The 11581-nt window shown below is 55.2% G+C and carries 11 protein-coding genes; 10 read left to right on the forward strand and 1 reads right to left on the reverse strand.

Annotation, left to right across the window (positions count from 1 at the left end; all coding sequences use genetic code 11):
* Positions 1-10: 10 nt before the first annotated feature.
* Positions 11-1402 (reverse strand): deoxyribodipyrimidine photo-lyase, encoded by a 1392-nt coding sequence (gene phrB / locus IBX51_RS12460; protein ID WP_291831600.1) that lies wholly within the window; start codon positions 1400-1402, stop codon positions 11-13.
* A gap of 138 nt (positions 1403-1540) precedes the next feature.
* Here phrB and IBX51_RS12465 point away from each other — a divergent pair, with 138 nt between their 5' ends.
* The 10 genes from IBX51_RS12465 (at position 1541) to cas8c (ending at position 11529) form a co-directional block, all read left to right on the forward strand.
* Positions 1541-2353, forward strand: a complete 813-nt coding sequence (locus tag IBX51_RS12465) for a hypothetical protein (RefSeq protein WP_291831601.1) — start codon at positions 1541-1543, stop codon at positions 2351-2353.
* 22 nt (positions 2354-2375) lie between these two features.
* Positions 2376-3263, forward strand: coding sequence for a mechanosensitive ion channel family protein (locus tag IBX51_RS12470; RefSeq protein ID WP_291831602.1), 888 nt, complete (start codon positions 2376-2378; stop codon positions 3261-3263).
* Complete coding sequence (locus tag IBX51_RS12475; protein ID WP_291831603.1) at positions 3244-3735, forward strand: ATP-dependent zinc protease; 492 nt, start codon at positions 3244-3246, stop codon at positions 3733-3735. Before IBX51_RS12470 ends, IBX51_RS12475 begins: the two co-directional genes overlap by 20 nt.
* Before the next feature lie 2 nt (positions 3736-3737).
* The gene (rimK, locus tag IBX51_RS12480; RefSeq protein ID WP_291831604.1) at positions 3738-4643 is read left to right on the forward strand and encodes a 30S ribosomal protein S6--L-glutamate ligase; all 906 of its coding nucleotides are present in this window, start codon (positions 3738-3740) and stop codon (positions 4641-4643) included.
* 5 nt (positions 4644-4648) lie between these two features.
* Entirely contained in the window at positions 4649-5716 is a 1068-nt protein-coding gene (locus tag IBX51_RS12485) for a succinylglutamate desuccinylase/aspartoacylase family protein (RefSeq protein WP_291831606.1), read from the forward strand.
* Positions 5717-5730: 14 nt separating this feature from the next.
* Positions 5731-6156 carry a secondary thiamine-phosphate synthase enzyme YjbQ gene (locus IBX51_RS12490; RefSeq protein WP_291831607.1) on the forward strand — a complete coding sequence of 142 codons (426 nt, stop codon included), beginning with the start codon at positions 5731-5733 and terminating at the stop codon, positions 6154-6156.
* 79 nt (positions 6157-6235) lie between these two features.
* Entirely contained in the window at positions 6236-6757 is a 522-nt protein-coding gene (locus IBX51_RS12495; RefSeq protein WP_291831608.1) for a hypothetical protein, read from the forward strand.
* Positions 6758-6788: 31 nt separating this feature from the next.
* Positions 6789-9077 carry a CRISPR-associated helicase Cas3' gene (gene cas3, locus IBX51_RS12500; RefSeq protein ID WP_291831609.1) on the forward strand — a complete coding sequence of 763 codons (2289 nt, stop codon included), beginning with the start codon at positions 6789-6791 and terminating at the stop codon, positions 9075-9077.
* 8 nt (positions 9078-9085) lie between these two features.
* Positions 9086-9745, forward strand: a complete 660-nt coding sequence (gene cas5c / locus IBX51_RS12505; RefSeq protein WP_291831610.1) for a type I-C CRISPR-associated protein Cas5c — start codon at positions 9086-9088, stop codon at positions 9743-9745.
* A complete protein-coding gene (cas8c, locus tag IBX51_RS12510; RefSeq protein WP_291831612.1) occupies positions 9742-11529 on the forward strand; it encodes a type I-C CRISPR-associated protein Cas8c/Csd1 in 1788 nt (595 codons plus the stop codon). Before cas5c ends, cas8c begins: the two co-directional genes overlap by 4 nt.
* Positions 11530-11581: the final 52 nt, after the last annotated feature.

Raw genomic sequence — 11581 nt, forward strand, 5'->3', positions numbered from 1 at the left:
AACGTGTGAGTCAGTCCTTCAACGCCTGAAATCTGGCAATGGCTTCTTTGCGACTTTCCTTGAGGTCCACTATCGGCCGCGGATAACCCCCGGGAATAACACCGCCCTTGGACGGGTCGTGAATCCGCTTGTTGTCGAGCTTTGCCAATTCCGGCACCCACTGACGAATGAACTCCCCCTTTGGGTCAAACCGCTCACTCTGGGTGACCGGGTTGAACACCCGGAAGTAGGGCGCTGCATCGGTGCCGGTTGAGGCACTCCACTGCCAGCCGCCGTTGTTGGAAGCCAGGAAGCCGTCCACCAGATTCTGCATGAACCAGGCCTCGCCCAGGCGCCAGTCGATGAACAGGTTTTTGGTAAGGAACATGGCGGTGATCATGCGCAGGCGGTTGTGCATCCAGCCGGTGGCCCTGAGTTGGCGCATGGCGGCGTCGACGATGGGAATGCCGGTGCAGCCAGTCTTCCAGGCTTCGACATGTTCACTCGGCTCGTTCCACACCAAGGCCTCGGTTTCCGGCTTGAAGGCCCGGTGCATGCTGATACGCGGGTAGTGATAGAGAATGTTGATGTAGAAATCCCGCCAGGCAATTTCATTGATCCAGGTTTCGATACCTTCACCGGTAGCGCCGGTCTGCCGAGCGGCGATCAGGCACTGGCGACCGGACAGCACGCCGTTGGCCAGGTAGGGGGATAGCTGGCTGGTGCCGTCCAGCGCAGGCAAGTCGCGGGTGTCTTTGTAGTCTCTGGCCCGTTCTGCCAGAAACGCGTCGAGCCGATTGTGGGCGGCGTCCTCGCCGGTAGCGACCAAAGGCTTGGGCGAATCCTGAAAGGGAGCGGGCAGGGTGTCGGTCTGCTCTGGTTGCAGCTCCGGCCCATAGCTTGACGGTGCAGGAAACAGCGTCGGCTGGGTTTCCTCAATCCAGCTGCGCCAGCGTCGGGAAAACGGGGTGAAGACCGAATAGGGCTCATTCTGTTGGGTCAGAATCTGGCCGACCGGTGCGACGGTCTGGTCGCGGTATTTGTGCACGCCCACGTTCAGTTTTGCCAGGTGCTCCCGCACTTTCTTGTCTCGGCGGCGTTCGTTGATGCCATACTCTTCATTAAAGTGCAGCTGGTGAACGTTGTGCTCCTGGCAGTGTGCCGCCAACGCAGCCAGGCTGTCAGTAAAGCGTTCTGCCTGGATAAAAGACAGGGCAATGCCCAGCCTGGCCAACTGTTTCGACAGGTCGTTAGCGTGTTCCAGAACAAAACGAACCCGCGCCGCTGACCAGTCGTGTTCCAGCCATTGCCCCGGTGTCACGATGAAGCACGCGCGCACGGGCTGCTTGCTTTTGCAGGCTGCGGTGAGTGCAGGGTTGTCAGCGATGCGCAGGTCGTTGCGGAACCAGACCAGTTCTGTCATGCGGATGGTCACCTTGGTGCAGTGGGGTAGTGGTAATTACCGGCGGTAAATCATTGGCTTGTATATTCGCTGCAACTACCGGATTGGATTATAGTTAAGCAGAATAGCCGGCTATGAAACAGGAGTGTTTTTCTCGGCATGACAGAACAAACCGAAAGCCAGCGCGATGGTGTCTGGGCACACCCTTATCAACTGGCTTCTGGCCAGACTCAAAAGCATCAGTTGGGCCACACTCAGTTGTGGGTGACCTTGTTGGATCTTGAATGGCAAGTCCGGGTTCAGAACACCGCGTTGGGTGTAGATCCAGAGGATTGGTTTGAGACCACCGGCCACACCCTGCCGTCGGCAGATCTTGCGGTGCAGCGTTTTGTGCGCTCCAACGACAACGGCGTTGTTCGTTTTAACCCGGCCATGGCAGGTTTGCCGACCGTTATCCGGCCCTTTCAGCCGTTAACGATCCCCGCCGGTGCTCGATGCGTTCTTTATGTGGGTACCGCGTTGTGGATGAAAGTGTGCGTAGGCGATCCGGAAACCGAGTTGGTCGAGTTACCTCTGGCGCCCCCCTCCATGACCTGGCTGGGCCGTAACACCCGCGAAGGGGAGTTGTGTTATGCCTCGTCCACCTTTGGTCGGCTGGCTCTGGAGGCGGTACCCAAAAGGCCCTGGCGTGCAGTTACTCCGGTTACCATCATCAATGGGCGAGAAAAATCTCTGCTGCTGGAGCGGTTCAGCCTGCCCACCCCGCTGCTATCGCTGCATCGCAATGAACGGGGGCAACTCTGGACGCCCGGTGTTACCGTGGAGTGTGAAACCGATATGAACTCAGCCAGCCTGCACATTGACAGCTCGGTGCTTGCCGAGGCGGGTCCGTGTCAGCTTATTACCCCTGCCCGGGAAAAGCTGGCCCGGGGCCGTCGGCTAATCCGCACCTTTGATCACATGTTTGGCTGATGGCCGCGACAGGAGTGTTCCTTTGTTCGAAGCGATAGAAGCAACGGTGATTCAGGTCATCAACGGCATTGCCTGGGGCCAGTGGTTGTCTGCCGCATTTTTACTGTTACTGGGTGTTGTTCTGGGAACACTGGCGGCCCGCAGTGTGGGAAGTCTGCTGGAAACCCGTACAACGCGCCATCACCAGGTGATGATTCGCCGTTTGTTTTTCTATCTGGTGTTTGTGTTGTTTGCCATGGCGGCGCTTCGAGAGGCGGGATTTTCGCTGGAAGTGGTGCTGGGAGCGGCGGGTATTCTGACCGTGGCCATTGGTTTTGCCTCACAGACTTCGGCCTCGAATATTATCAGTGGTCTGTTCCTGGTGATCGAGAAGCCTTTCGAAATTGGTGATTTTATTGAGGTGGACGCCACCATCGGCGAGGTTATTGCTATTGACTTGTTGAGCGTTAAATTGCGCACACCGGATAACCTGTACGTGCGCATACCCAATGAAACCCTGATCAAAACCCGGGTGGTGAACCGTTCACGCTTTCCCATACGGCGGATTGACCTGACCATTGGCATTGCCTACGCGGAAGATGTTGAGCGTGTCAGTCAGCTGTTTCTTGAGCTGGCAGGAGAAAGCGCTGTTTGCCTGGAAGAGCCCAAGCCCTTTGTTCTGGTGACGGGTTTTGGTGCTTCTTCTGTCGATCTTCAGTTTTCTTTCTGGGTGCCCAAAGACAAGTTCCTGGAAGGTCGCGGCGGCATGATGATCGCGATCAAAAAAACGCTGGACAAGCAGGGCATTGAAATACCATTTCCCCATACCAGCATTTATGCCGGTAGCCATTCCGAGCCCTTCCGCGTGCAGCTGATGGGCCCGGAAAAACAGAAAGACAAGGATTCTTCGGATGTCGACAGAAACGACTGAAGTTATCAAAACTATCCATCCAATCCCGGCTGAGAATAAAACGGCGCTGGGCTGGCGAGAGTGGGTAGCATTGCCAGACCTGGATATCACGCGTATCAAGGCCAAAGTAGACACCGGAGCGCGCACCTCTTGTCTGCATACCTTCAGGACCGAGCCCTACACCGAGAACGGCGAGCGGCGAGTGAGGTTCTGGGTGCACCCGGTTCAGAATGAACTGCACCACGTGGTCGAGTGCGACGCCAAAGTATTGGACGAACGCACGGTATCAGACTCCGGCGGCCACAAAGAATTGCGGCTGGTGATCGAAACCACCCTGGTGGTGGGCGACCAGAGCTGGCCTATTGAAATGACACTAACCAATCGGGACTCCATGCGATTCCGGATGTTACTGGGACGAACCGCCATGGCGGGCCGGTCTCTGGTTTACCCTGAAGCTTCCTACCTGGCCGGTGAGCCGGCACTGAGGATCTGAATATGAGAATTGCGGTACTGTCGAGAAATCGTCACCTTTACTCGACTCGGCGACTGGTCGAGGAAGGCGTTAACCGTGGCCACGAAGTGAAGGTGATCGATGCGCTGCATTGCTCCATGAACATCACCTCAGCTAACCCGCTGATCCATTACCATGAGGAAGTGCTGGAAGACTTTGACGTGGTCATTCCCCGGATCGGCGCTTCGGTCACCTTCTACGGCACTGCGGTACTGCGCCAGTTTGAAATGATGGGCGTATTCCCGTTGAACGAATCCGTAGCTATCACCCGTTCGAGGGACAAACTGCGTTCACTTCAGTTGCTGGCCCGCAAAGGGGTGGGCATGCCGGTGACCGGGTTCGCCAACAAGCCGGATAACGTGCCAGAGTTGCTGAAGATGGTTGGCGGCGCACCCGTGGTGATCAAGCTCCTGCAAGGAACCCAGGGTATCGGCGTGGTGCTGGCGGAAACCCGCAAGGCCGCAGAGTCTGTGATTGAGGCCTTTATGGGCCTGAAAGCAGACATTCTGGTACAGGAATTTATCAAGGAAGCCGGTGGTGCCGATATTCGTTGTTTTGTGATCGGTGACAAGGTGATTGCCGCGATGAAGCGCCAGGGGGCTGAGGGAGAATTCCGCTCCAACCTGCATCGGGGCGGTACCGCCTCATTGGTGCGGATTACCCCGGAAGAACGCCGCACCGCCATTACCGCTGCCAAGGCTATGGGCCTGAACGTGGCCGGTGTGGATCTGCTGCGCTCCAGCCGCGGCCCGCTGGTGATGGAAGTAAACTCGTCGCCGGGCCTGGAAGGCATCGAGAATGCCACCGGCAAGAACGTAGCCGGCATGATCATTAACTGGACCGAAAAGAATTATCGGCCCTGGAAAACAAAAACCAGGGGGACAGGTTGAAGCCCATGGCACGAGCACCGTTTGAAATTGCCGGTGTGCAGGTAAAAGCAGGTACCAGACAGACTGTGGAAGTGCAGGTTGCCAAGCTTTACACCCATACCCCGTTGCACATACCGGTAGAGGTGGTGCATGGTCGTCGTGATGGCCCCGTGCTGATGGTGTGCGGGGCAATTCACGGCGATGAGATTAATGGCGTTGAAATCATTCGCCGGGTGCTGAAAAACTCGGCACTCCGGCATCTGCGCGGTACCCTGGTGGCCGTGCCCATCGTCAATATTTTCGGTTTTGTACAGCGCACCCGTTACCTGCCGGACCGCCGGGATTTGAACCGTTGCTTTCCGGGGTCAGAGAGTGGTTCTTTGGGTGGGCGAATTGCTTACCTGCTGCGCACCCTGATCATGGAAAAGGTTACGCACATTATTGATCTCCACACCGGGGCTATTCACCGCTTTAACTTGCCACAGATCCGGGCGGAACTGAAAAACCCGGAAACCTCACGGATGGCCGAGGCGTTTGGCGCACCGATCATCATCAACGCGGGCCTGCGCGAAGGCAGCCTGCGTGCCTATGCGGATTCCTTGGATATTCCGGTGATTACCTTCGAAGGCGGAGAAGCCCTGCGTTTTGACGATGTGGTGATCGCCAGCGGCATCAAAGGCATCGTCCGGGTGATGCGGGAACTGGACATGGTGCCCGCCAAGAAAGGCCCGCGAGCCCCCAAGAAACGCTCGGAGACCGCCGCCAATTCGCAATGGGTACGGGCCGACATTGACGGCATCATGCGGCCGGTCGCCAAACTGGGCCAGAGAGTGCGCAAAGGCCAGAAACTGGCCATGGTGGCCGACCCGTTTGGCGAGACCGAAGTGGCCATTACCTCGCCCTGTTCCGGTATTGTTATCTGTGTGAACAATCTGCCCTTGGTCAACGAGGGTGAGGCGATCTACCACGTCGCCCGGTTTGATGAACTGGGTGAAGCCGAAAAAGCCATGGACTATTTCCGAAGTTCGTTTGAAAACGAACTCTCTGAAGACGTCGTGGTCCCCGTTCACCCCTGGGACGACTTGCAGAAATAACCCGAGGAGTCATCATGATCTGGCACCAGAACACCATCGAGCTGGGCCCCTTACCCCGGGGCTTTCATCTGGTCACCAACGAAATCCTGGCTCAGGCCCCAGAACTGACCAACTGCGAAGTGGGGCTGCTGAACCTGTTCCTCCAGCACACCTCCGCTTCTCTGGCCATCAATGAAAATGCCGATCCGGATGTGCGCCGTGATCTGGAGCGGCATTTCAGTGTGATGGTGCCGGAAAATACCCCCTATTATGAACATAACGTGGAAGGGCCAGACGACATGCCGGCCCACATCAAAAGCGTGATGATCGGGCCGTCCCTCACCATCCCGATCAGCCACGGCCAGCTGGCGCTGGGCACCTGGCAAGGCCTCTACCTTTGCGAGCACCGGGACAACGCCGGTGGCCGCAAGATTGTGGCGACTTTGCAGGGGCGGTGGTAACGATTTGTTTCTGAGAGTGGCAAGCGAACGAGTATGTAACTAACCTTGACGGTGGAGAGTGATTCAGCAGGGAGAGCAAGTGAGTCGTTTTTACCGCATCTACAGAAGCCACGAATTACTTCGCAGTGCCTCGAAACCGGTTCCCATGCGCAAGTTCATGGGAAAACCGGAAACCAGTCGGAACACCATAACCCGAGACTTCGAGTACCTGCGAGACTCCCTCGGGACTCCAATTGAGTACTCACGGGAAGAGAACGGCCACCACTATGCACCGGAAGCGCCTGTATTTGAGCTGCCGGGATTCTGGATGAACCCCGCAGAATTATATGCCTTGTTGGCGTGTGAGCACGTACTGGAAAATGTGCAACCTGGGTTGATTGCTAACCGGCTGGCTCCGCTCCGCGTAAAGATCCGGGATTTACTGGGTGAGTCTGGTCACGATGCCGAAACCATCAGCGACCGGATTCGAATTCAGCCAATCCAGACGCGCTCAGCGGAACACCAGATTTTTGATCCGGTTGCAGAAGCAACGTTCGCCGGATGGCAGAAATCGACTGAGGATTTTTCAGCGGTACGGTGGTTGGGGCAGCGCTTGATTTAGGTTGGTATCCAAATGACAAGTAAAGGCTTCTATGATTGGAATGAATAACCACGGCTATGTTGCCCACGTGAAGCAAGATGATTCCTCCGGTGATTGGCATGACCCGCATCTTCTGGAGGATCATTTGCGCAAAGTTGCAAAGCTCAGTGGCGCAAAAGCGGGAGCGTTTCATTCTTCGGGCTGGGGCATGGCTGCTGGACTTTGGCACGATCTCGGCAAGTATCGTGGCACCTTTCAAAACTACATCCGCGATGCCTCCGGATATGAGCGGGAAAATGCCCACGTAGAGAGCCCACAGCGGGTTACCCATTCCACTGCAGGTGCGGTTCATGCGATCAATCAATGGCCATCCGTACCGGGCTACGTTACTGCTTATCTGATTGCGGGGCATCACGCAGGATTACCGGACTGGTCGGGTGGTCGTGGCTCGTTACAGTTTCGTCTGCAAGAGGCAGGACCAGAGTATTCTGAGGCTATGGAGGCGGCGATCCCTGGCGACCTTTTGACTGCGCACCAGCCTGATATTCCGGAAATCGCCAGGAACACAGATTCAATTAATCTATGGATGCGGCTGTTGTTTTCGTGCCTGGTGGATGCCGATTTCCTGGACACCGAAAGCTACATGGCACCTGAACGGGTAAACCAGAGAGGTCGATTACCAAAACTGTCTGAACTTCATTCAGTGTTTTTTGAACAGATGAATCAGTTGCAGAGGGCGGCAGACGATACCCCGCTGAATCGTACCCGAAAGGCGATCTTTGATGCTTGCCAACAGAGTGCTGTCGAGTCACCGGGAATATTCAGTCTGACGGTTCCCACCGGTGGTGGAAAGACACTCGCGAGTCTGGGGTTTGCTCTGGAACACGCCAGAAAACATGGTAAATCGCGAGTTATTTACGCCATCCCGTTCACCAGTATCATTGAGCAGAACGCCGGCGTGTTCCGCGAGTTTCTTGGTAAGGAGGCAGTTCTGGAGCACCACAGCAGCCTGGATGTCGACCCTGGTTTGGAGAATGCGGGATCGAGACTTGCGGCAGAAAACTGGGATGCGCCAGTGATTGTTACCACCAACGTCCAGTTGTTCGAATCCCTGTTTGCCAGCAGAACCAGCCGCTGTCGGAAATTGCACAACCTGGTGAACAGTATTGTGATACTCGATGAGGCCCAGCAGATTCCACGAGATTTTCATGAACCGATCACTCGGGTAATGCGGCAGATGAGCGAGCATTTTGGGGTGACCTGGGTGCTCTGCACGGCAACGCAGCCGGATCTTGGAAGGCAGGTCGATGCGTTTGGCAGCGTTCTCCATACCGGTCTCGGTAATATTCGGGAAATAATCCAGAAACCAGCAGCACTTGCCGGCCAATTGAAGCGCGTAAACATCGAGATGCCATCTGATCCGGACGAAAGAATATCCTGGCAGGGTTTGTCTCAACAATTGGCGGAAGAAGATTGTGTGCTGGTTGTGGTTAACAAGCGTCAGGATGCGAGAACACTCTATGAACTTCTGCCTCAAAATGGTGATACGCACCACCTCTCCGCCAACATGTGCGCAGAGCACCGATCCCAGATCCTGGCGGAGATCCATCACAAATTGTCTGAGCGCAGGGCTGGATCTGACAGGCCTCTGAGAGTCGTCAGCACCCAATTGATTGAAGCCGGTGTGGATGTTGATTTCCCGGTAGTCTATCGGGCCATGGCTGGCCTGGATTCCATAGCGCAGGCAGCCGGCCGCTGTAATCGAGAAGGGCGATTGCCGAATAACGGCCGTGTGGTTGTGTTTCAGCCCGAGCAGTTGCCGCCTCCCGGTTTCCTCAGGCAAGCCGCACAGGTAACCGTCAAACTGCTTAGAAGTGGTCAGTTGAATGAACCGCTCAGCCCGGACGCGATACAGGCATTCTTCAGTGATCTCAATACACAAGGCGATCGCGACAAGCATGGTATTTGCGGTTTGCTGAACGCAGAGAGTTCGCGAGATGCAGCGCTGGCCATTCAATTCCGTGAAGCGGCAGAAAAGTTTCGGCTGATCGATGATAAGGGTGTTGGTGTGGTGGTTCCTTTCTGCCCAGAGGGGCATAAAGAGACACCGGTTGATCAGTGGCTCGGGATGCTCGAACAGGATGGCTCCCGGAAATGGGTGCACCGGAAATTGCAGAGATACAGCGTCACATTACCTGAGTCGCTTGCCAGGCAGTTGTATGGCATGGGGGCGATCTATGAACGTGCCGGTAAATTTATTGTTGAATCTAGTCATTATCATCCGGTTTGGGGTGTTCAGGCACCGGATAGCCTGATCCCCGCCGAATCAACCGTTATTTAGGAGGGCTCATGGGCTTTTGCCTGGATGTCAGTGGAGAGTTTGCCTGTTTCACCAGGCCCGAGATGAAGGTAGAACGGGTGAGCTATGACGTGATTACCCCGTCTGCGGCCAGAGCCATTTTTGAGGCGATTATGTGGAAGCCTGCGATTCAGTGGCAGGTTACGAAGATCGAGGTGTTGAATCCGATCAAGTGGATGAATCTGAGACGCAACGAGGTGGAATCTATCGTATCCACCCGCACAGCCAGGTCGGCAATGATGAGCGGGGAGGGGTGCCTGGGAATTTATGTTGACGAACAGCGTCAGCAGCGTGCAAGCCTGTTACTGAAAGATGTGCGGTATCGGCTTCATGCCGAGTTTCAAATGACGGATAAGGCCGGCACGCAAGATTCAGCTGCCAAGTTTGCGGACATGTTCCGTCGCCGCGCCGAGAAGGGACAGTGTTTCAACCAGCCTTACCTTGGTTGCCGTGAGTTCAGTTGTGATTTCGCTTTAGTTGATGCTGCTGATGGACCGGAGCCAATTCAGCAGTCGTCTGACCTTGGATTCATGTTGTACGACCTGGATTACAGTGATCCGGCCGCTCCCCAACCTCTGTTTTTCCGAGCCCATATGCAGGATGGCGTAATGGCCGTGCCTGACCGCAACAGTCCGGAGGTGAGGGGATGATTCTTCAGGCATTGTGTGAGTATTACGACCGGAAGAAAACGGCGGGAAGCCCGCTGCCACCCGTGGGATTTGAAGAGAAAGAAATTCCGTTTGTCATAGTCCTCAGTCCTCAAGGGCGGTTTATTCAATTAAAGGATACCCGCGAGTTTCAGGAGAAAGGTAAGCCAGTAGCCAAGGCTTTCACGGTACCACAAGGTGTAAAGCGCAGTGGTGCTAAATCCTATGAAACAGCTTACTGCCTCTGGGATCATTTCGGCTATGTGCTGGAACAGCCCAAGGTTTCGAAACCAGGTGCGGCGCCCAGTCCTAAAGAAGTCGATATGGCCGGGAAGCAGCACCAGGCCTTCGTTGATCTGGTGGACCGTCTTCGAACAGATATACCGGATAATGAGGGAGTGCAGGCCGTTCATGCGTTCCTCCACGATGAAGGCGAGAAGGAGAAAGTCCGGAAGGCGCCAGAATTTCAGGAATGCCTGAAGATCTCGGGGTGCAATCTCACCTTTCAGTTGAGTACAGATAATAATCTTATCTGCCAGTCGCCGACTGTTCGCCAGTGGATCGCGGAGCAACCCCTGGACAGTGAAAATCAGGATGGCATTTGCCTGGTCACTGGCGAAAAAACCAAGATTGCACGCCTGCACCCTTCTGTAAAAGGTGTATGGGGAGCCCAGATGGCTGGGGCAAATATTGTTTCTTTCAATATCGACTCCTTCAATTCCTGGGGCAAAGATAAAGGCAATAACGCGCCAGTAGGTGAGGAGGCCGCGTTCAAGTACACCACCGCGCTTAATCAACTGCTGCGTACCAGTAGTCCTCAGCGGCTGCAGTTGAATGAGATATCTGTGGTCTGGTGGTCAACCGGGGAGAACTTTCTCGAAAACAACCTTCAGTCATTCTTCAACGATACGCCCAAAGATGATCCTGATAGCAGCGCCAGGGCGGTCAGGCAGCTTTTTGAAAGTCTCCACTCTGGTGCTTTTATGGAGGGTGCTGGTACGGAGCGTTTCTATCTTCTCGGGCTTTCCCCCAACGCAGCCCGAATTGCTGTGCGGTTCTGGCAGGTTGGCACCGTGGCGGAATTCAGCAAACAACTGGCCCAGTGGTTCCGCGATATCGAAATTGTCAGCCGGAGCACGGACTACCCGCCTTTGAAACCACTGCTTCGATCAACGGCATTGTTGGGAAAGGATGAAAACTTGCCGCCACACTTGGTCGGCGAAACAGTACGCGCAATCCTCATGGGTTTGCCGCTGCCGACGAGCCTTATGCAGGGTGTCATCAAGCGAATCAAAGCAGAGCAAGGCGAGGTGACAACCTATCGTGCGCGATTAATCAAAGCCTTTCTGAACCGCTCTTATCGTCATAAGAACCTCACCAATAAGGAAGTGACCATGGCCTATAACCCTGAAGAAAAGCGGATCGGTTACCGTCTCGGCTGCCTGTTTGCCGTACTGGAAAAGCTTCAATCGGATGCCAATCCGGGGCTAAACGCGGGTATCCGGGATCGTTACTACAGTAGCGCCAGCTGTAATCCGAAATCTGTTTTCGGAACGCTAATGCGGTTGCATGCGCATCACCTGAAGAAACTGCCACACCAGGGGCAGCGAATCGTCGCCGAGAAGCGCATTGCGGAGATTGTTTCGGATATCAACGACTTCCCCGCACACCTCAATCTGGAGGATCAGGGATTATTCGCCATTGGTTACTACCACCAACGCCAGGCGTTATTTACGAAGCATTCAAAAGAACCAGCGCATGATGAATCAGAAGGAGTCCAAGCATGAGCCTGAAGAACCGTTATGAATTTGTGTACCTGTTTGACGTAAAAGACGGCAA

The sequence above is a fragment of the Marinobacter sp. genome (assembly GCF_014859525.1).
In the GTDB taxonomy this organism is placed as follows: Bacteria; Pseudomonadota; Gammaproteobacteria; order Pseudomonadales; family Oleiphilaceae; genus Marinobacter.